This window comes from Amycolatopsis sp. FDAARGOS 1241 (genome assembly GCF_016889705.1).
Classification (GTDB): Bacteria; Actinomycetota; Actinomycetes; order Mycobacteriales; family Pseudonocardiaceae; genus Amycolatopsis.
In genome coordinates this window covers 7,858,017-7,877,650 of the sequence record NZ_CP069526.1, presented here as the reverse complement: position 1 = coordinate 7,877,650, position 19,634 = coordinate 7,858,017, and the positions used below count along the sequence as shown (strand labels likewise).

The following is a 19,634-nucleotide window of genomic DNA, read 5'->3' as shown; positions in this document are numbered from 1 at the left end:
GCCGATCCGCACGCGAACCAGCGACCCGCCCCGGTCCCGCACCCCAGCGAAGCCACCGACTCGGCGCAGCCGCAAGAACCGGCTGAGCAGCAGGAACACGTCTCAGCGAACGAGCGTGCCGCCCCCGGATGGACGCCGGAAACGCCTGGCGCCACCGAACGCCAGGAGAGCACAGCGCATCAGCCTCCCGAGACGGCCGCGGTTCGGCCGCCGCAACCCGCTGGTGAGACGGAAACGGCACCGACCGACCAGTCAGCTGAACCCCCGGCGCAGCCCGAGCCGGCAACGCAGCCACCCGCGGCGGAGCCAGCGGTCGAACCGCCCACGCCCAGCGCAGCAACGGCGCCCCACCAGGCATCGACAGAGTCATCACGTCCTGAGCCGTCGGACGCTGCGGGGGACCGGTCCGCCGCGGTTCCGCCCCCGCACGCCACTCAGTCCACCGATCAGCGGCCCAACGGGGCACCAAGCCCGGGCCCCCAACGGAAAGTCCAGAACACCGACGCACAGCCTGGCGAAACCGCTTCCGGCCATCCTGCACCAAGCAGCGCCACTCCGGACCCAACTACACCGAGCGGCGCCGCACTCGCCGGACCACCTCCGACCGGACAATCGCAATCCGAACCCCCACCGAGCGGGCTCGCTTCGAGCGACCCCCCCGGCACAACGCTGCCCGGCCCGACGGCACAAAGCGAGACCGCACCACGCGATACGGAACCTCCCGAAGCCCCGTCAAGTGGGCCCGAGCCCGGCGGAGCCGCGCCGACCGAGACCACTCCAAGCGAGCCAGCGCCCGGCGGCCCTGCCCCGAGCTCGGCCGCGCCGAGCGGGTCGGCGGCTGGTGGTGTGGTGTCGGGTGAGACGGCGCCAAGCGATCCAGCGCCTGGTGGTCCTGCGGCGAGTCCGGCCGCGCCGAGCGGGTCGGCGGCTGGTGGTGTGGTGTCGGGTGAGACGGCGCCAAGCGATCCAGCGCCTGGTGGTCCTGCGGCGAGTTCGGCTGCGCCGAGCGAGCCGGCGCTTGGTGCGGTATCGGGCGAGACCGCGCAACTCGGGTTCGCGGCCGGTGGTCCTGCGGCGAGTCCGGCCGCGCCGAGCGGGTCGGCGGCTGGTGGTGTGGTGTCGGGTGAGACCGCGCCAAGCGACCCAGCGCCTGGTGGTCCTGCGGCGAGTCCGGCTGCGCCGAGCGAGCCGGCGCTTGGTGCGGTATCGGGCCAGACCGCGCAAAGCGGGTTAGCGCCCGGCCTTTCTGCGCCGAGCTCGGCCGCACCTGGCGAACTGGCGGCTGGTGCTGCGGTATCGGGCGAGACCGCGCAAATCGGGGTCGCGCCGGGCGGGCCACCAAGTGGGTCCGGGCCGAGTGAGCAGGCCCCCGGCGGCGCGATTCCTCACGAAGCGAGGCCGAGCGCGGCGGCGCCAAGCGGACCCGCGCCGAGCGAAACCGCACCGGGCGAGCCGCAGTCGGGCGGACCCACGCCGGCAGGACCGTTGCCCGGCGGCAATGCGCCTGCTGGACCCCCGCCCGGCGTGCCCGACGGGGCAGTGCCAGGCAGCGCACAGCCGGCGTTGCCGCAGCCAGATGGGCGGGGCGGGGACGTCCTGTCGCCGCGGGGGTGGGAGCAGCCGGTGCAGGCGCGGTGGCCCGAGTTGCCCCAGCCGCAGCCCCGGCCGCAGCTGGGGCCGGACGGGCGGCCGCTGCCGGTGTTCCCCGGGCAGGAGACGGGGCCCGTCGCGCCGCCGCCCGTGACGGCGCGCGGGTATCGCGCCGCGCCGCCCGTGTTTCCCGGGAAGGAGCCCTCCGTGCCGGTGGTGCCGGAGGTGCCGCAGTCGCAGCCGGCGCCGGCGGAGAAGCCCGCGTTGCCGCAGCCGTCGTCGATGGAGCGGAAGCTGGCGGGGGAGCGCGGCTCGGCGGAGGGCGCGCCGGTGCGCGACGTGCCGCTAGGCCTGTCCGACCGGAGAAACGCCGACGACGAGGCGACGCCACCTCGCGGAGTACCGACTGCCCGCGGATGGTTCGACGAGTACCCGGACAACCCCGACGACAACGGCGGAGGCGGCGGCGAGTTCGGCCCCACGGGCGAGCCGACCGAGATCCCGTTCCGCTGGCGCAAGTGACGTCCCGGATGACAGGCTGAACGCATGGCTGACGACCCGAATCCCGACCCCGGCTGGTACTACAACACCCGCACCCACGAGGTGGAACACCTGCAGCGCAGCCGCAGCATCGACCTCCTCGGGCCGTACCCGGACGAGGCCACGGCCCGCCGTGCCCTCGAGATCGCGCGGGAACGCACCAAGCGTGCCGACGCCGCCGACCGCGAATGGAACGGCGACTGATCACCCCCGGCGGGCCGGCCCTCCGGCCCGCCACCACACCAGGCGCCGACGTCGCCGCATGGCCCTGCTGAGCCGCCGCGACCCGCCGCCGGCCTGGTGTGCTGCGGCTACACCTCCTGGCGGCCCGGGCGATCGCGTCGCCATGCCCAGCGGCCAACCCAACCTGCGGCTGCCAGCGAGCGGCGTCGCAACTGCACTGTGGACGGCTACTGGTTCGGTTTCGTGCGGTGATAGCGGCGCTGTTGGTGCGCGGTGTGCCACCAATCGCCGCCAGTTCAGCGTGCGGCTGCCGGCAAGTGTCGTCGCAACTGCGCCGCTGACGGCGGCTAGTTCGGATTCGTGCGGTGGCCGCGTCAGCCTCCTGTGCTGCGGGTGCGCGCCACTGACTCAGCGTGATGCGGCGGCAGGGCCGGTTGGCGGCGCCGCGACCGGCCGCCTCGAAACTCGGCGACGGCGATCTGCCGGCGCGCCAGCCCGCCCGACCGGTCGAGCCCGGACCGACGACGTCTCCCGCGTTGCTCCTGGCGACGCACCGCCACGTGAACTCGCGGTCGGCACGCCAGGATGGCTCCTGGGTGGCATTGCGAGTGGTCGCCGTCAGCCGTGTCGGGGATTGCGTCGCCTGGCAGGGGGCTTGCGGTTCGGCGTGGCAGCGCCGCCAGCTGAGCTGGTTGTGATGCGGGCCCACCGGTGGGAACGCCGTCCGGCGGGGCCCTTCGCGCCGCGAGTGGCTGCCGTCAGTTGTGTCGGGGGTGGCGCTGCGTGGCATTGCGAGTGGTTGCCGTCAGCCGTGTCGGGGATCGCGTCGCCTGGCAGGGGGGCTTGCGGTTCGGCGTGGCAGGTTTCGTTGCGAGGGATACGCGGCGCCGGCCGAGCTCGTCTCGGCGTGAGTCCGCGTCAATCCGCGGTCCCGTTCACCCCGGGTGAGCTGGTTGTAGGGCCACGGTCACGCGTGGCGCCGAGCCCGGCGCCACGCGTAACCCATTCCGCCCAGCACTCAACGCCAGGCGAGCCGGCGGAGCCGCAACCAACCCGGCCGCATATCGCCGCGATGACGCCCCGCCCCGAAGCTTGTGGGCCGCGAGCACGAACGGACCGCTCGCCGCCGTCACAAAGCCGTCGGAACCCCCGGCCCCAGGATGAACTGCGGGTCGACCTGGCTTTCCAGGTCGGCGCCGGTGCGGCCGTTGCCCCACGCCCGCGCGTTGCGCAGGTGGAACTCGACGCCCTGTTGCTGGTACCGGGCCCAGTCGCGCGTTGTGTCGTCCACCGTCGAGAGCATGGAGGCCAGCGTGGAGAGGTTGCGCGGCTCCAGTTCCCCGATCGGGCGCCACGAGCCGCGCTCGGCGGCGCGGACGTGGCGCGACGAGGAGAGCCACCCGAGCAGCGCCGGGCCGAGCTCGGCCTGCAGGAAGGCAACGTCGTCGGCGTCGGTCACCTTGTTGCCGACCGCCGCGAGGTGCACACCGAAGTCGCGTGCGTGGTCCGCGTACTGGCGGTACACGCCGACGCTGCGCAGCGTCGGCTCGCACACCAGAAAAGTCACGTCGAAGCGGGTGAACAGGCCGGACGCGAAGGCGTCGGCGCCGGCGGTCATGTCCATCACGACGTACTCGCCCGGGCCGTCGACCAGGTGGTTCAGCAGCAGTTCCGCCGCTCCGACCTTGGAGTGGTAGCAGGCCACGCCGAGGTCGTCCTCGTCGAACCGGCCCGTCACGCCGAGCCGCACGCCGCCCAGTGAGCGGAAGCACGCGTCCGTGATCGGGTTGTCCTCGAACGGCGTGACCAGGCGTGACCCGCGGCCGGGCGGCGTGGTCTTGATCATCGCGGCCGCGTCGGGGATCCGCGGGTTGTCGCCGCGCAGGTAGTCCTTGATGAGCGCCATGTGGTCACCCAGCGTGGGCCACGCGAGCGCCTCCTCCTCGGTCGCGCCGAGGGCGACGGCGAGGTGCTGGTTGATGTCGGCGTCGATCGCCAGCACCGGTTTGCCGGCGTCGGCCAGGTACGAGACGAACAGCGACGAGAGCGTGGTCTTCCCGCTGCCGCCCTTGCCGACGAACGCGATCTTCACGGCGAAACCCTTTCACAAAATGAAGATGGTTTTCATTACAGCACTGCTCAACGTACACCCGCGCGGCTCGCGCCCGAACGGGCGATCGGGGACCGGGCGGGGGATAGTGTTGTGTGGTGCCACTCGTGATCAGGACACCCGCGTCCGGAGGGGACTTCCGTCGGCTCCGGACGGAGTTCTCGCTGCCGGATTCGTTCGGTCCCGAGGTGCTGGCCGAGGCCGAGGCCGCGGTGCTCGGCCCGCGCGCCGAAGGCCGGGAAGACGCCACCGGCCTGCCGTTCGTGACGATCGACCCGCCCGGCGCCAAGGATCTCGACCAGGCGATGGTCGTCGAACGCACGGCGCGCGGCTTCCGCGTGCACTACGCTATCGCCGACCTCGCGGCGTTCGTCCCGCCGGGCGGCGCGCTCGACCACGAGGCCCGCCGCCGCGGTCAGACGCTCTACCTGCCCGACGGCAACGTCCCGCTCCACCCGACCGTCCTGTCCGAAGGCGCCGCCAGCCTGTTGCCCGGCGAGACGCGCCCGGCCGTGCTCTGGACCATCGACGTCGACTCGTCCGGCGAGCTCACCGCCACCCGCGTGCGCCGCGCGCTCGTGCGATCCACCGAACAGCTCGACTACGAGGGCGTGCAGGCCTCGCTCGACGCCGGCAAACCGCACCCGTCCGTCGCCGCACTGCCCGAGCTGGGCCGGCTGCGGCGCGAGCTGGCCGTGCAGCGCGGGGCCGTCGAGCTGCAGTTGCCGGAACAGGAGATCAGCGGCGACCCCGACGGCGGCTGGGCGCTGGCCCGTCGCCCGCGCACGGTCGTCGATGCCTGGAACGCCGAGATCTCCCTGCTCACGGGCATGGCAGCGGCGCAGATCATGCTCGAAGCCCGCGTCGGCGTGCTGCGGACGCTGCCACCGCCCGATCCGGAGGCCGTGGAGTGGCTGCGCCGGTCCGCATCCGTGGTGCACGTGGCGTGGCCGGCCGGGGTCGGTATGTCCGAGTTCCTGTCCTCTTTGGACCCCGGTCAGCCCTCGTCCATGGCCATCTTCGCCGATACCACGCGCCTCCTGCGCGGCGCCGGCTACACGTCATTCGACGGCTCCCTGCCCAGCCTCACCACGCACGCGGGCATCGGCGGCGCGTACGCGCACGTCACGGCGCCGATCCGGCGGCTGGTCGACCGGTTCGGCACGGAGGTGTGCCTCGCCGTGACCGCCGGGCGCGAAGTGCCGTCGTGGGTCCGGGAGGCGCTGACCGAGGTGCCGCCGCAGATGTCCGCTTCGGACAGTCTCGCCGCGCGCGTCGAACGGGCCTGCATCGACCAGGTGGAGGCGTGGGTGCTGGCGGAGCGCGTCGGGCGCGAGTTCACGGCCGTGGTGCTGCGCGCGGAGGAGACGCGGGCCGAGATCCTCGTCGAGGACCCGCCCGTGATGGCCAAGTGCTCGGGCGAGAAGTTCCCCGAGGGCGAACGGATCGGCGTCCGGCTCACGGCGGTCGACGTCGACAAGCGGAAGGTGTCGTTCGAACGCGTATGAGGAGCACGGACCTGGTCGACGACCTCGGTGAGCCGGTCCCGGTCGCCGGGCCGCCGGCGCGGGTGGTGTCGCTGGTCCCGTCGCTGACGGAGGCTGTCGAGGTCAGCGCGCCCGGCCGGCTGGTCGGCGCGACGGACTACTGCACGCATCCGTCTTCTTTGGCCGTTCCGCGCGTCGGCGGTTCCAAGTACCCGAAGATCGACCGGGTGCTGGAGCTGGCGCCCGATGTCGTGCTGGCGAACTCCGAGGAGAACCGGCCGGAGGACGTGCAACGCCTGCGCGCCAACGGAATCCCGGTGTTCGTCATGGCGGCCGCCGCTTCGGTGCCCGCCGCGCTGGGCTCGTTGCGGCGGTTGCTGACGCAGGTGTACGACATCGCCGAGCCCGCGTGGCTGGTCGAGGCCGAGGAGCTGTGGCGCGAGGTCGCGCCGGTGCGGTTCCGGGCCGTCGTGCCGGTGTGGCGGAAGCCGTGGATCGTGCTGGGCCGCGACACGTTCGCGGGCGACGTCCTGCGCCGGGTCGGGGTGGCGAACGTCTACGAGTCGGCGGATGACCGGTATCCGCGGCCCGCGCTGGCGGAGTTGCTCGCCATGGACGCGGACCTGGTGGTCCTGCCGGACGAACCGTACGAGTTCACCGTGGACGACGGCCCGGGCTTCTTCCCGGACTTCCGGCCGCTCCTGGTGTCGGGCCGCCACCTGACCTGGTACGGCCCGTCGCTGGTCGACGCGCACTCGGCGCTGACCCGCGCGGTGGGGGAGCTCTCGTGACCGACGCCGAAGCGCTGGGTGTGACCGCCGCGCGCCTGCTCGCCGCCCTGGACTGCTGCCCGATCGAACCCGGCCTCACCGACGCCGAATTCGCCCGCGTCGAAGCGGAGCACGGCATCTCGTTCACCGACGACCACCGCGCGTTCCTCGCCGCGGGTCTCCCGGTCGACCCGCCGGGCTCCGACCGCGCCCGCTGGCCTGACTGGCGTGCCGGCCCCCGGGACGACGTGCACCACCTCATCACGTTCGAAACGGACCTCCTGACGAACGCCATCCGCACCGGCCACTGGGAGGACGCGTGGGGCCCACGCCCACCCTCCGGGGACTCCGCGGTCGCGGTGTTCGAGACGTTCCTGGCCGGTGCCGAGCAGATCGTGCCGATCTATGCCCACCGCTACGTTCCCGGCAGGCCCGGCTCCTCCGGCAACCCGGTCCTCTCGATGTACGGCTTCGACATCATCTACTACGGCGCCGACCTGCCGTCCTACATCGCGAACGAGTTCGGTGGGGGGGACTTGACGTTTCCGGACGGGTGGGAACCGGCGCCGCTGGCGTTCTGGGACCGGTACTTGTGAGGGTCGCGGGCCGCCCAGGGGCTGGGCGGCCCGTCGACGTCCGGCGGTTCTACAGGGTCAGGCCGGTCAGCACCGTCACGCGTTCTTCGGTGAAGTCGGCCATCGCGGCAGCCGGGCCTTCGCGGCCGGCGCCCGAGTCCTTCACGCCGCCGTAGGGCATCTGGTCGGCGCGGAAGCTGGGGACGTCGCCGATCAGGACGCCGCCGACCTTCAGGCGAGCGGAAACGTCGAACGCGGTAGGCAGGTCACGCGTGAAGACGCCCGCCTGAAGGCCGAAGCGCGAAGCGTTGATCCGCTCGACACCCTCGTCCACAGAGGACACCCGGACCAGCGACACCACCGGGCCGAACACCTCCTCCGCCATCACCGAAGCGTCCTCGGGCACGTCGGCGAGCACGGTCGGCTCCACCGTCGCGCCCGAGCGGCCGCCGCCGGTGAGCAGGCGCCCGCCGGCGGACACCGCGGAGGACACCCACGACGAGACCCGCGTCGCCGCGGCTTCGTTGATCAGCGGGCCCACATCGACGCCGTCCGAAGCGGGGTCGCCGGTACGCAGAGCCGCCACCTGCGTGAGCACGCGCGACTCCAGCTCGTCATACACGTCCGTGTGCACGTACACCCGCTGCACCGAGATGCACGACTGCCCTGCCTGGTACATGGAAAACGTCGCGATCCGCTGTGCCGCGAACTCCAGGTCGGTCCAATCCGGACAGACCAGCACGGCGCCGTTCCCGCCCAGTTCCAGGGAAACGTGCTTGCGCGGCACGCTGTCGCGGATCGCCCAGCCGACGGGTACCGAACCCGTGAACGACACGACCGGCAGCCGCGGGTCCTTCACCAGTTCGGCCGTCTCGGAGTTGCCCAGCGGCAGGATCGACCAGCTGCCCGCCGGCAACGCCGTCTCCGCCAGGATTTCGCCCAGCAGCAACGAAGTCAGCGGCGTCGCGGGGGCAGGCTTCAGCACGATCGGTGCGCCCACCGCGATGGCCGGTGCGACCTTGTGCGCCACCAGGTTCAGCGGGAAGTTGAACGGCGTGATCCCGAGCACCGGCCCGCGCGGCACGCGCCGCACCAAAGCCAGGCGCCCGGTGCCACCCGGGTCGGTGTCGAGGCGCTGCAATTCGCCGGAGAACCGGCGCGCTTCCTCGGCCGCCCAGCGGAACGTCGACACCGCGCGCCCCACCTCGCCGCGCGACCACTTCAGCGGCTTGCCCGACTCGGCCGTGATCAGCCGCGCGATCTCGTCGGCTCGTCGGCTCAACGAAGAAGACACGTGGTCCAGCGCCCCGGCCCGCACGTGCGCGGGCGTCGTGGCGAACTCGTCCGCGACGGCCGCCGCGGCCTGCACCGCCGCCTCGATGTCCGAAGCGGACGGTACGTGGTGGGAACCGGCTTCACTGCCGTCGTAGGAGTGGCGGACGGCCGCCGTCGTACCGGTGATCACCGGCTTGCCGGCGACCCAGAACGGAACACTCACTTGCGCACCTCCGTGCGAACCGCGTGCTCGAGCACGGACAGACCCTCGTCGAGCAGCTCGTTGGACAGGGACAGCGGCGGCAGCAACCGGATGACGTTGCCGTAGGTGCCGCAGGTCAGGACCACGACGCCGAGCGCGTGGCACGCCGCTGCGACGCGTTTGGTCAGGCCGGCGTCGGGCTCGTCGGTGCCCGGCTTCACGAACTCCGCGGCCAGCATCGCGCCGCGCCCGCGGACGTCGCCGATCACGCCCGTCTCCTCGGCCAGCGCCCGCAGCCGCGGCAGCACAACGTCCTGCACACGCCTCGCAGAAGACGGCAGGTCCGAAGCGCGCATCGTCTCGATCGAACCCAAGGCCGCGGCGCACGCGACGGGGTTGCCGCCATACGTGCCGCCCAGCCCACCGGGGCCGACGGCGTCGAGCAGCTCCGCGCGCCCGGTCACGGCCGAGAGTGGCAGCCCGGCCGCGATGCCCTTGGCCGTCGCGATGAGATCCGGCACCACACCTTCGTTCGAGGACGCGAACCAGTCGCCGGTGCGGCAGAAGCCGGTCTGCACCTCGTCGGCCACGAACACCACGCCGTTGTCGCGGCACCACGCCGAAAGGGCCGGCAGGAACCCGGGCGCCGGCTCGATGAACCCGCCCTCACCCTGGATCGGCTCGATCACGACTGCCGCCACCTGGTCGCCGCCGATCTGCTTCTCGATCCGGTCGATCGCGATCCGCGCCGCCGCCGCGCCCGAAAGCCCGTCGCGGTACGGGTACGAGCCCGGCACGCGGTAGACCTCGGGAGCGAAGGGACCGAACCCGTGCTTGTAGGGCACCGACTTCGCGGTCAACGCCATCGTCAGGTTCGTCCGCCCGTGGTAGGCGTGGTCGAACACCACCACGGCCTGGCGCCCGGTCGCCGCGCGCGCGATCTTCACCGCGTTCTCCACGGCCTCGGCACCCGAGTTGAACAGCACCGACTTCTTCGCGTGGTCACCCGGCGTCAGCTCGGCCAGCGCCTCGCAGACCTCCACGTAGCCCTCGTACGGGGTGACCATGAAACACGTGTGCGTGAACCAGCACGCCTGCTTGCGCACCCGGTCGACGACCTCCGGCGCGGAGTGCCCCACGTTCGTCACGGCGATGCCGGAGCCGAAGTCGATGAGCACGTTGCCGTCGGCGTCGGCGAGCAGCCCACCGCTGGCCGACGTCACGTACACGGGCAACGTGGAGCTCACGCCCGCCGCGACCGCGGCGGTCCGCCGCTTCTGCAGCGCGCGCGACGCCGGGCCGGGGATCTCGGTGCGCAGCTGGCGCTGACGGGGTGCCGGCGCGACGAGCTCGGCGGCGGGCGTGGTGGTCATGGGCTCAACTCCTGGGAAACGGGCCGGGTCGCTTCCCAGGATGAGGCGGCCCGGCCGCGGAGTCAGCTGGACAAGATGGCCAATTCGACGCGTAGAGTTGGCCACTATGGCACTCACCCTCCGTGCGCTGGCGGCCCAGCCCGGCCTGGGCCTGTCCGTGGTCGCGGGGGAGTCCGGGCTCGACCGCCCCATCGGCTGGGTGCACCCCACCGAGCTCACCGACCCGCAGGCCTTCCTCGAAGGCGGCGAGCTATTGCTCACGACCGGCCTCGCGCTCGACGACGCGACGTCCGCCGCCTACGTCCGCCGGCTCGTCGACGCGGGCGCCGCCGGTCTCGGCTTCGGCGTCGGCCTGAGCCACGACCACGTCCCGGAAGCGCTGGTCGAGACCGCCGACGAGGTCGGCCTCCCGGTGCTGGAGGTCCCGCGCAGGACGCCTTTCATCGCCCTCACCCGCGCCGTCTCCCGGGCCGTGGCCGCCGACGAGTACGCCGCCACCGTCCGCATCGGCCGCGCCCAGCAGGAACTCACCCGCACCGCCGTCGGCCGCTCCGGCGCCGCGGGGGTGGTCCGCCGGCTCGCCCGGCTCGTCGACGGCTGGGTCGTCCTCTTCGACGCCGCCGGCCGCGTGCGCGAGGCGTCGTCCGCCACCGCCCGCGCCCACGGTGAGGAGCTCGACGTCAAGACCCTGCGCGCCGGAACCCGCGTGGTAACGCTGGGGGAGCAGGAGGTCGTGCTCCAGACCCTGCACACGCGCGGCGCGCTCGCCGTCGGCACCGGCGAGCCGCTCGACGCACCCGGCCGCCACGTCGTGAACACGGCCGTCTCCCTGCTTTCCCTGGCCCTGGAACAGGACCGCGCCCACCGCAGCGCGCTCTCGCGCCTGCGCACCGGCCTGCTGGACCTGATGGCCGCAGGTGAGCAAGCCCTGGCGCTCGACGTGCTGCGCACCGCGCAGGGCGCGCCGGATCCACCGTGGACAGTGCTCGCCGTCGTGGGCTCACCGGCCGCGCGCAACACCGTGTACGACCGCCTCGAACCCCTTGCCGCGCAAGTGTTCTTCGCGCACTCCGGCGAGTTCCTCGTCGCCGTCACCGACGACCCCGAACGCGTGTTGTCCGCCACGGTCGATGGCTGCCACGTCGGGATCGGCGACGCCACCGCGTTCCCGGATGCGCTCCGCCAGGCCCGGCAAGCCGCCGAAGCCGCCCGCGCGCAGGGCACCCCGCTCCTGCGCTACGCCGACCACGCCGGCCGCGGTCTCCTGAACCTCCTCGACCCCGTTGCGGCCCAAGCATTCTCGGCAGACCTGCTCGCCCCGCTGCTGGGCCGCGCGGAACTCGAAGAGTCCCTCCGCTGCTGGCTCGAGAACCACGGGCATTGGGACCGCGCCGCCACGCAGCTCGGCGTCCACCGCCACACCTTGCGCAACCGCATGACCAAAGCGGCCGAACTCCTCGGCAAGGACCTCGACTCGCCGGGCGCGAGAGCCGAACTCTGGCTCGCCCTGCAGGTCAAGTCGTGACGAGCAGCGCGATCGGCGAATCGCCGCACCGGCGCAACGTGGCTCCGGCCGCCGTCGTCAGCGGTTCGGCGCCCGCGGTCCACCACGCGGGCACGTCGACCTCGCGCACCAGGGAACCCGTGGCCTGCCGGACGCTGTTCGACACGATCACACGGCCCTGCGCGTTGAGCAGCGCGGCGCGCTGGCCCAGCGAAAGCAGCCGGCGGCGCACCGTCCGCTCGAATTCGCGCACGTAGACGTCCGCGCCCACCACGCCGGCGAACGCACCTTCGCGGTGCACGGGCAGCGTGAACGTGAGCGTGTACTCGTCGGTGCAGAGGTAGTCGACGTACGGGCCGTTGATGTGGCGCCGTCCGCTGTCGCGGGGCACGGTGAACCACGACTGGCGCGTGTAGTCGAGGAAGTTCGGGCTCTCCGGGTCGAGGCTGATGAACAGCTGCTCCGGCGTGTCTTCGTCGGCTGCGCCGACGGTGGTCCACCACTCGAAGCCGAACTCCTGGTCCGAAAGCACGTGGGGCGCGCTCACGAACCCGGCGCCGATCACCAGCCCGCCGAGTGCCTCCAGCACCTGGGGCCGGATGCGGTGCAGTGTTTCGGCTCCGGCGCCGCCGGGTTCGGCCAGCAGCGTCTCGGCGGCGGCCAGTACCGGCTTCAAGCGCTCGAAGATCTCCTCGACCAGCGCGGATACCTGCGCGACGACCTCGTCGCCGATCAACGTGCGGGTGTCGGTCACGATGCTCACCTCGTGCTGCGGGGTCATCGAAGCTTACGGCGTTTCGAGGCTTAAGTGCAGATCCACGAGCCGGTCGAGCGCGCTCAGGATGTGCTCCTCGGTCAGCTTGCGGGCCTTGTCGCCGTCGGCGGCGGCGATCGCGGTGACGATCGCGTGGTGCTCAGCGTAGGACTGGCGGCACGTGTCGTCGCCTTCGAGGGGCACCCAGAGCAACCCGCCGTGTTCGCCCTGCAGCTGAACCTCCTGGTTGGTGAGCCGCGGTGACTGCGCCGCCGCCGCGACCTCGAGGTGGAAGTGCCGCTCCGCGCGGGTCGCCTCGGGCCCGCCGGTGCGGAGCAGATCTTCGCTGGTGAGCCGCAGCCGTTCGAGGTCATCGGGGGTGCTGCGCTCGGCGGCGAGCTTCGCGGCCGAGCCGGCGACCGCGAGGTAATGGTCACCGAAGTCGCGCAGGTCGGAGAGTGACACGAGCCGCAGCCGGGCCGACCACGTGCTCGGCGACGGCCAGTCGGGCGTGCGCACGAAGCTGCCGCCGCCCCGGCCGCGCCTGGTCTCGACCAAGCCCTGCTGCCGAAGCACGGCGAGCGCTTCGCGCACCGTCACGGTGGACACGCGGAACTGCGCGGCGAGCTCGGCCTCGCTCGGCAGCTGCTCGGCGTCGTCGAGGAGGCCCAGGGTGATGGCGTCGAGCAACCGCGCCGCGACCGCTTCGGCGCGGCCCAGCTGGTCGAGCGGTGCGAACATCGCGAGCCGCGTTCTGTTCGGCATCTCCTTGCGCATCGTTTGGTCCACCCGTCTCGGCGTGCGATTGGGGCCAATACTGCCCCAGGACCTTGTCATGTGAAATATGGAGTTATATGTTTCACCCTGCCACGGAGAGTCAGGAGGCGCACGCGTGCAGGAACTCAAGCATTACGTCGGCGGCAAGTACGTCGACTCGCTGTCCGGGAAGGTCCTCGAAATCGTGGACCCCGTGACCGGGCGCCCGTACTGCACCGCGCCGGTGGCGGGCGCCGAGGACGTCGACCGCGCGCTCAAGGTCGCGGCGGAGGCGTTCGAGAGCTGGAAGGAGACGACGCCGGCCCAGCGCCAGCTCGCGCTCCTCAAGATCGCCGACGCCGTCGAGGCGCGCGGCGAGGAGCTCATCCGCGTCGAATCGCAGAACACCGGCAAGCCGGTGGCGCTGACGATGTCGGAAGAGCTCCCGATGATCGTCGACCAGCTGCGCTTCTTCGCCGGCGCCGCCCGCGTGCTCGAAGGCCGCTCGGCCGGCGAGTACATGGAAGGCCACACGTCGTTCATCCGCCGCGAGCCCGTGGGCGTCTGCGCGCAGGTGACGCCGTGGAACTACCCGCTGCTCATGGCGATCTGGAAGATCGCGCCGGCGCTCGCGGCGGGCAACACCGTGGTCCTCAAGCCCTCCGACACCACGCCGGCCTCGACGCTGCTGCTCGCCGAGATCTGCGGCGAGTTCCTCCCGCCGGGTGTCCTCAACGTCGTCACCGGCGATCGCGACTCGGGCCGCGCGCTCGTGGAGCACCCGGTCCCGGCGATGGTGTCGATCACCGGCTCCGTGCGCGCCGGGATCGAGGTGGCCGGCTCCGCGGCCCGCGACGTCAAGCGCGTGCACCTCGAGCTGGGTGGCAAGGCGCCCGTGATCGTGTTCGAGGACGCCGACCTCGAGACCGCCGCCGAGACCATCGCGATGGCCGGCTACTTCAACGCCGGACAGGACTGCACGGCCGCCACGCGCGTGCTGGTCGCCGACGACGTGCACGACACGTTCGTCGCCGCGCTCTCGCGCCAGGCCGCGGCGAACAAGACCGGCAAGCCCGACGACGACAGCGTCGCCTTCGGCCCGCTCAACAACGCGGCGCAGCTCGAGAAGGTCTCCGGCTTCATCGACCGCCTGCCCGCGCACGCGACCGTCCACTGTGGTGGCCGGCGGGCCGGCGACGAGGGCTACTTCTACGAGGCCACCGTGGTTTCCGGCGTCACCCAGGACGACGAGATCACCCAGAACGAGGTCTTCGGTCCGGTCATCACCGTGCAGCGCTTCTCCGACGAAGCCGAAGCGGTGAAGGCGGCCAACGGTGTGCCCTACGGCCTGGCCTCCTCGGTCTGGACCAAGGACCACCAGCGCGCCCTGCGCGTGTCCGCCAAGCTCGACTTCGGGTGCGTGTGGATCAACACCCACATCCCGCTCGTCGCCGAGATGCCCCACGGCGGGTTCAAGAAGTCGGGCTACGGCAAGGACCTCTCGCTGTACGGGCTCGAGGACTACACCCGCATCAAACACGTGATGAGCGCGCTGTAGGAACCGCGTGACCAGATCCACGGGAAGGCCCGCCATGCCCCACCAAGCCCCTTCGACCGCGCGTCGGCCCGAACGGCCGCGCGCGAGCGGCGAGCCGGCGATCCGGCTCACCGGGCTGCAGAAGCACTTCGACAAGGTCCGCGCCGTAGACGGCGTGGACCTCGACATCCCGCCCGGTGAGTTCTTCTCCATGCTCGGCCCGTCGGGCTCGGGGAAGACCACCGTGCTGCGCATGATCGCCGGCTTCGAGCTGCCGACGGCGGGCACGATCCAGCTCGCGGGCCGGGACGTCAGCACGCTCGCGCCCTTCGAGCGCGACGTGAACACCGTGTTCCAGGACTACGCGCTCTTCCCGCACATGTCCGTGCGGCAGAACGTGGAGTACGGCCTCAAGGTCAAGCGGGTGCCGAAGGCGGAGCGCCGCCAGCGCGCCGCGGCGGCACTGGAGACCGTGCGGCTCGGTGAGTACGGGGACCGCAAGCCCACGCAGCTCTCGGGTGGTCAGCGCCAGCGCGTCGCTCTCGCCCGGGCGCTGGTGAACCGCCCGAAGGTGCTGCTGCTCGACGAACCGCTGGGAGCTCTCGACCTCAAGCTGCGCCAGGCGATGCAGATCGAGCTCAAGCAGATCCAGCGCGAGGTCGGGATCACCTTCGTGTTCGTGACGCACGACCAGGACGAGGCGCTGACCATGAGCGACCGCATCGCGGTGTTCAACGCCGGGCGGATCGAGCAGGTCGGCACCCCGGTCCAGGTGTACGAGAGACCAGCCAGCGCGTTCGTCGCCGGCTTCGTCGGCACGTCCAACCTGCTCAGCGGGCGTGGTGCCGAAGCGGTGATCGGCAAGCGGGGTGTGTACAGCATCCGGCCGGAGAAGATCCGCATCGACGGTGACCTCTCTTCGCCCGCAGGGCCCGGCGAGACCTCCGCGACCGGAATCGTCACGGATGTCGTATACGCCGGATCGACGGTGCGCTACGCTGTCGCGCTCGATGCGGGGGGTCAGTTGTCCGTGGTCCGCCAGAACACCAGTGAGCCGACCGAGTTCGTCGACGGCCGGGTCCGCTTGCGGTGGCGCCACGAACACAGTTTCCGGGTCCCCGAAGCCGGCTAGTTCTCACGGGAAGGTTTCTCTCGACATGAAGAACAGGAAGACGCTGCTCGCAGGCCTGTGCGGCGTGAGCCTGCTGCTCGCGGCCTGCGGGACGTCAGGTTCCGACTCCAACGCGGGGTCGGCACCGGGCGCACAGGGGTTCACCCCGCCCAAGCTGGCCGCACTCACCCAGCTCGGCCAACCGGAAGGCCAGCTGAACGTGCTCGCGTGGCCCGGTTACGCCGAGGACGGTTCCAACGACTCGAAGATCAACTGGGTCAAGCCGTTCGAGGACCAGACGGGCTGCCAGGTCAACGTCAAGCCCTTCGGCACGTCCGACGAGGCCGTGACGCTGATGAAGACGGGTCAGTACGACGTGGTGTCCGCCTCGGGCGACGCCTCGCTGCGCCTGGTCGCCTCGGGTGACGTCGAGCCGGTGAACACCGCGCTCGTGCCGAACTACAACGACGTCTACCCGTTCCTCAAGAACAAGTCGTGGAACAGCGTCAACAACGTCGCCTACGGCATCCCGCACGGCTGGGGCGCCAACGTGCTCACCTACCGCACCGACAAGGTGAGCCCGGAGCCGACGTCGTGGTCGCCGATGTTCGACACGAACACGCCCTACAAGGGCAAGATCATCGCCTACGACTCACCGATCTACATCGCCGACGCCGCGCTGTACCTGATGGCGCACCAGCCCGACCTCGGGATCAAGAACCCGTACGCGCTGGACGACAAGCAGTTCAACGCCGCGGTCGACCTGCTGAAGAAGCAGCGCCCGCAGGTCAGCGAGTACTGGTCGGACTACCTCAAGGAGACGCAGGCGCTGAAGAACGGCGACTCCGTGATCGGCACGGCCTGGCAGGTGACGGTGAACCTCGCGAAGAGCGAGGGCGCGCCGCTGAACGCCACGGTGCCGAGCGAGGGTGCCACCGGCTGGTCGGACACCTGGATGGTGGCCACGAAGTCGCAGCACAAGACGTGCGCGTACAAGTGGATGGACTACATCATCAGCCCCAAGGTCAACGCCCAGGTCGCCGAGTACTTCGGTGAAGCGCCGGCCAACTCCAAGGCCTGCGCCGAGATGACCGACAAGACGCTCTGCGACACCTACCACGCGAACGACGCCGCGTACGCCGCGAAGATCCAGTACTGGACCACGCCGATCCCGCAGTGCCTCGACGGCCGCACGGACGTCAAGTGCAAGGACTACGGCGACTGGACCCGCGCTTGGACCGAGATCAAGGGCTGATCTCCCCGGCTCCGGGGGCGGCGGGCTCCCCCCTTCGCCCGCCGCCCCCGGTCTTTTCCCCTCTCCTTCAAGCGTTACCCGAAAGCGCAGGACATGACCGCCGTGAGCACGCCGAGCCGCCGCGCTTCGGCCTTCTTCTTCCGCAAACCCCGGTTGCGCCTGGGCATCCTGCTCACCGCGCCGCTGCTGTGGCTCGGCCTCGCCTACCTCGGCGCGCTCGCCGCCCTGTTCGTCACCGCGTTCTGGTCGACCGACGTGTTCACCGGCAAGGTGGTCACGGACTGGTCGTTCGACAACTTCGCCACCCTGTTCTCCGACTCGGTCTACCGCACGATCACGCTGCGGACCGTCGGCATCGCGCTGCTGGTGACGGTGATCGACGCGATCATCGCCTTCCCGATGGCGTTCGCCATGGCGAAGCTCGCTTCCCCGAAGGCGCAACGGATCCTCGTGATCGCCGTGATGACGCCGCTGTGGGCGAGCTACCTGGTGAAGGCCTACGCGTGGCGCACGATGCTGTCGGGCAACGGCGCGATCAGCTGGCTGCTGAGCCCGTTCGGCCTGTCCGGCCCCGGTTACGGCGTCGCGGCCACCGTGATCACGCTGGCCTACCTGTGGCTGCCGTACATGATCCTGCCGATCTACGCCGGCCTGGAGCGGCTGCCCGACTCGCTGGTCGACGCGTCCGGTGACCTCGGTGCGCGCTCGTTCCGCACGTTCCGGTCGGTGATCCTGCCGGTCGCGTTCCCCGCGATCGTGGCGGGCTCGATCTTCACCTTCTCCCTGTCGCTCGGCGACTACATCGCCGTGAAGATCGTCGGCGGCACGTCGCAGATGCTCGGCAACGTCGTCTACGACAACATTGGCGCGGCCAACAACCTGCCGTTCGCCGCGACCGTCGCCCTCGTGCCGGTCGTGATCATGCTCGTGTACTTGGCCGCCGTGCGCCGCACCGGCGCGCTGGACAACCTCTAGGAGACCGCCGTGCGGATGTCGAAGACCGCCCGGGTGCTGCTGTGGACGGCACTCGGGGTCGGGTTCGCGGTGATCTACTTCCCGCTGCTGGTGGTGCTGCTCAACTCCTTCAACGCGGACACCACGTTCGGCTGGCCGCCGAAGAGCTTCACCTTCGAATGGTGGGGCCGCGCGGTCACCAACGCCGGTGCACTGCACGCGTTGTGGACCAGCGTCGAGGCGGGTCTCGCGGCCACGGCGATCGCGCTCGTGCTCGGCACGATGGCGGCGTTCGCCTTGCAGCGCTATAAGTTCTTCGGCCGTGACTCGATCTCGCTGCTGATCATCCTGCCCATCGCGCTGCCCGGCATCGTGACGGGCATCGCGCTGAACAACGCGTTCCGCACGATCCTCGGCATCGACCTCGGGCTGCTCACGGCGATCATCGCCCACGCGACGTTCTGCATCGTCGTGGTGTTCAACAACGTCGTCGCCCGCCTGCGGCGCCTGGGCGGCAACCTCGAAGAGGCGTCGATGGACCTCGGCGCCGACGGCGTCACCACTTTCCGGCTGGTGACGTTCCCGATGCTGCGCTCGGCGCTGCTGGCGGGCGGGCTGCTGGCGTTCGCGCTGTCGTTCGACGAGATCATCGTGACGACGTTCACGCTGGGCACCGGCATGGAGACGTTGCCGATCTGGATCTACAACAACCTGTTCCGCCCCAACCAGGCCCCGGTGGTCAACGTCGTGGCGGCCGTGCTGATCATCGTGTCGACGGTACCGGTGTACTTCGCGCAGCGGCTCTCCGGCGGCGACAGCTCGTCGGGCGGCAGGATCTAAGCCACGGAGCGGATGGTGCCGCCGTCCACGCGGAGGGTGGCCCCGCTGACGTAGTCGGCATACGGGCTCGCGAGGTACGCGACGGCGCCGGCGATCTCTTCGGGCCGTCCGAAGCGCCCGATGTCGTTGGGCACGTAGTCGCGCGCGGCGTTGCGTTCGATGTCGGGCCACTCCTCGCCCCAGCCGTGCTCGGGGGCGAGGTCGGTGAGGTAGCGCTGCACGGCGTCGACGAGGATCGCGCCGGGAGCGACCACATTGGACGTCACGCCGGTGTCCTTCAGTTCGCGCGCCAGGGAAACCGCGAGGTTGTGCCGCGCGGCGAGGGTCGCGGTGTACTGGGGGAGCGTCGCCGTCGGCTGGCCCGAGAGACCACCGCCGATCTGGATCACGCGGCCCCAGCCGCGGGCACGCATGCCGGGGACGAGCAGGCGGATCAGGCGGACGGCGGAGACGACGTTGACCTCGTAGGTCCGCGTCCACTCCTCGGGGGTCGCGTCGGTCCAGCCGCGGTGTTCGTAGGCGCCGGCGTTGTTGACGAGCACGTCGACGTCGCCGGCTGCATCGGCCACCGCGGCCGCGCCTCCCTCGGTCGCGAGGTCGCCGATGGCCACGCTCTTCGCGCCGATCTTCCCGGCGACCGCACGGGTTCGGGTTTCGTCGCGGCCGTGCACCACCACGTCGGCGCCTTCCTCGGCGAGCAGTTCCGCGATCGCCACACCGAGCCCCGAGCTCGAGCCCGTGACGAGCGCGCGGCGGCCGGTCAGGTTCAGGTCCATTTCGGTTTCTCCATAAGTCTACGGGTGTAGATATAACTCTAG

17 protein-coding genes are annotated in these 19,634 nt (G+C 71.2%); 11 read left to right on the top strand and 6 right to left on the bottom strand.

The features are described 5' to 3' along the window. The first annotated feature begins 1,623 nt into the window (after positions 1 to 1,623). Positions 1,624 to 2,112, top strand: a complete 489-nt coding sequence (locus I6J71_RS38215; RefSeq protein ID WP_204091302.1) for a hypothetical protein — start codon at positions 1,624 to 1,626, stop codon at positions 2,110 to 2,112. Between the two features lie 24 nt (positions 2,113 to 2,136). Continuing rightward, complete coding sequence (locus I6J71_RS38210; protein ID WP_204091301.1) at positions 2,137 to 2,334, top strand: hypothetical protein; 198 nt, start codon at positions 2,137 to 2,139, stop codon at positions 2,332 to 2,334. 1,108 nt (positions 2,335 to 3,442) lie between these two features. Here I6J71_RS38210 and I6J71_RS38205 read toward each other — a convergent pair. Continuing rightward, on the bottom strand, positions 3,443 to 4,405 hold the full coding sequence (locus I6J71_RS38205; RefSeq protein ID WP_204091300.1) for an AAA family ATPase: 963 nt from the start codon (positions 4,403 to 4,405) through the stop codon (positions 3,443 to 3,445). 125 nt (positions 4,406 to 4,530) lie between these two features. Here I6J71_RS38205 and I6J71_RS38200 point away from each other — a divergent pair, with 125 nt between their 5' ends. From I6J71_RS38200 to I6J71_RS38190, 3 genes are read left to right on the top strand one after another with little or no spacing between them, the layout of a single operon-like run. Then, positions 4,531 to 5,931 carry an RNB domain-containing ribonuclease gene (locus I6J71_RS38200; RefSeq protein ID WP_204091299.1) on the top strand — a complete coding sequence of 467 codons (1,401 nt, stop codon included), beginning with the start codon at positions 4,531 to 4,533 and terminating at the stop codon, positions 5,929 to 5,931. Then, entirely contained in the window at positions 5,928 to 6,701 is a 774-nt protein-coding gene (locus I6J71_RS38195; RefSeq protein ID WP_204091298.1) for a helical backbone metal receptor, read from the top strand. Before I6J71_RS38200 ends, I6J71_RS38195 begins: the two co-directional genes overlap by 4 nt. Further along, positions 6,698 to 7,276: a hypothetical protein gene (locus I6J71_RS38190; RefSeq protein ID WP_204091297.1), complete on the top strand. Its 579-nt coding sequence runs from the start codon at positions 6,698 to 6,700 to the stop codon at positions 7,274 to 7,276. Before I6J71_RS38195 ends, I6J71_RS38190 begins: the two co-directional genes overlap by 4 nt. Before the next feature lie 49 nt (positions 7,277 to 7,325). Here the strand turns inward: I6J71_RS38190 and I6J71_RS38185 are convergent, their stop codons facing one another. Next, entirely contained in the window at positions 7,326 to 8,753 is a 1,428-nt protein-coding gene (locus I6J71_RS38185; RefSeq protein WP_204091296.1) for an aldehyde dehydrogenase family protein, read from the bottom strand. After that, complete coding sequence (gabT, locus tag I6J71_RS38180) at positions 8,750 to 10,105, bottom strand: 4-aminobutyrate--2-oxoglutarate transaminase (protein ID WP_204091295.1); 1,356 nt, start codon at positions 10,103 to 10,105, stop codon at positions 8,750 to 8,752. Before gabT ends, I6J71_RS38185 begins: the two co-directional genes overlap by 4 nt. 106 nt (positions 10,106 to 10,211) lie before the next feature. Between gabT and I6J71_RS38175 the strand changes: the two genes are divergently transcribed. Next, positions 10,212 to 11,630 carry a PucR family transcriptional regulator gene (locus I6J71_RS38175; RefSeq protein ID WP_204091294.1) on the top strand — a complete coding sequence of 473 codons (1,419 nt, stop codon included), beginning with the start codon at positions 10,212 to 10,214 and terminating at the stop codon, positions 11,628 to 11,630. Here the strand turns inward: I6J71_RS38175 and I6J71_RS38170 are convergent. Both I6J71_RS38170 and I6J71_RS38165 read right to left on the bottom strand, forming a co-directional pair. Further along, on the bottom strand, positions 11,620 to 12,390 hold the full coding sequence (locus tag I6J71_RS38170; RefSeq protein ID WP_370542030.1) for a cache domain-containing protein: 771 nt from the start codon (positions 12,388 to 12,390) through the stop codon (positions 11,620 to 11,622). The genes I6J71_RS38175 and I6J71_RS38170 overlap by 11 nt on opposite strands. A gap of 6 nt (positions 12,391 to 12,396) precedes the next feature. Beyond that, positions 12,397 to 13,140: a FadR/GntR family transcriptional regulator gene (locus I6J71_RS38165; RefSeq protein WP_204097442.1), complete on the bottom strand. Its 744-nt coding sequence runs from the start codon at positions 13,138 to 13,140 to the stop codon at positions 12,397 to 12,399. A 115-nt stretch (positions 13,141 to 13,255) separates the two neighbouring features. Here I6J71_RS38165 and I6J71_RS38160 point away from each other — a divergent pair, with 115 nt between their 5' ends. The 5 genes from I6J71_RS38160 (at position 13,256) to I6J71_RS38140 (ending at position 18,816) form a co-directional block, all read left to right on the top strand. Next, positions 13,256 to 14,677: a gamma-aminobutyraldehyde dehydrogenase gene (locus I6J71_RS38160; RefSeq protein WP_204091292.1), complete on the top strand. Its 1,422-nt coding sequence runs from the start codon at positions 13,256 to 13,258 to the stop codon at positions 14,675 to 14,677. 34 nt (positions 14,678 to 14,711) lie between these two features. Further along, complete coding sequence (locus tag I6J71_RS38155; protein ID WP_204091291.1) at positions 14,712 to 15,788, top strand: ABC transporter ATP-binding protein; 1,077 nt, start codon at positions 14,712 to 14,714, stop codon at positions 15,786 to 15,788. Positions 15,789 to 15,813: 25 nt separating this feature from the next. Further along, on the top strand, positions 15,814 to 17,022 hold the full coding sequence (locus I6J71_RS38150) for an ABC transporter substrate-binding protein (RefSeq protein WP_204091290.1): 1,209 nt from the start codon (positions 15,814 to 15,816) through the stop codon (positions 17,020 to 17,022). 93 nt (positions 17,023 to 17,115) lie between these two features. Beyond that, the gene (locus tag I6J71_RS38145; protein ID WP_204091289.1) at positions 17,116 to 17,997 is read left to right on the top strand and encodes an ABC transporter permease; all 882 of its coding nucleotides are present in this window, start codon (positions 17,116 to 17,118) and stop codon (positions 17,995 to 17,997) included. A gap of 15 nt (positions 17,998 to 18,012) precedes the next feature. Further along, on the top strand, positions 18,013 to 18,816 hold the full coding sequence (locus tag I6J71_RS38140; protein WP_370542245.1) for an ABC transporter permease: 804 nt from the start codon (positions 18,013 to 18,015) through the stop codon (positions 18,814 to 18,816). On the opposite strand, the gene I6J71_RS38135 is transcribed toward I6J71_RS38140, so the two are convergent. Then, positions 18,813 to 19,592 carry an SDR family NAD(P)-dependent oxidoreductase gene (locus I6J71_RS38135; RefSeq protein WP_204091287.1) on the bottom strand — a complete coding sequence of 260 codons (780 nt, stop codon included), beginning with the start codon at positions 19,590 to 19,592 and terminating at the stop codon, positions 18,813 to 18,815. The genes I6J71_RS38140 and I6J71_RS38135 overlap by 4 nt on opposite strands. Between the last annotated feature and the right edge of the window lie 42 nt (positions 19,593 to 19,634).

Coding starts and splice junctions, on each gene's coding strand:
- I6J71_RS38210 (WP_204091301.1), top strand. CDS start 2,137: ATGGCTGACGACCCGAATCCCGACCCCGGCTGGTACTACAACACCCGC.
- I6J71_RS38195 (WP_204091298.1), top strand. CDS start 5,928: ATGAGGAGCACGGACCTGGTCGACGACCTCGGTGAGCCGGTCCCGGTC.
- gabT (WP_204091295.1), bottom strand. CDS start 10,105: ATGACCACCACGCCCGCCGCCGAGCTCGTCGCGCCGGCACCCCGTCAG.
- I6J71_RS38175 (WP_204091294.1), top strand. CDS start 10,212: ATGGCACTCACCCTCCGTGCGCTGGCGGCCCAGCCCGGCCTGGGCCTG.
- I6J71_RS38170 (WP_370542030.1), bottom strand. CDS start 12,390: ATGACCCCGCAGCACGAGGTGAGCATCGTGACCGACACCCGCACGTTG.
- I6J71_RS38165 (WP_204097442.1), bottom strand. CDS start 13,140: ATGCGCAAGGAGATGCCGAACAGAACGCGGCTCGCGATGTTCGCACCG.
- I6J71_RS38155 (WP_204091291.1), top strand. CDS start 14,712: ATGCCCCACCAAGCCCCTTCGACCGCGCGTCGGCCCGAACGGCCGCGC.
- I6J71_RS38150 (WP_204091290.1), top strand. CDS start 15,814: ATGAAGAACAGGAAGACGCTGCTCGCAGGCCTGTGCGGCGTGAGCCTG.
- I6J71_RS38145 (WP_204091289.1), top strand. CDS start 17,116: ATGACCGCCGTGAGCACGCCGAGCCGCCGCGCTTCGGCCTTCTTCTTC.
- I6J71_RS38140 (WP_370542245.1), top strand. CDS start 18,013: ATGTCGAAGACCGCCCGGGTGCTGCTGTGGACGGCACTCGGGGTCGGG.
- I6J71_RS38135 (WP_204091287.1), bottom strand. CDS start 19,592: ATGGACCTGAACCTGACCGGCCGCCGCGCGCTCGTCACGGGCTCGAGC.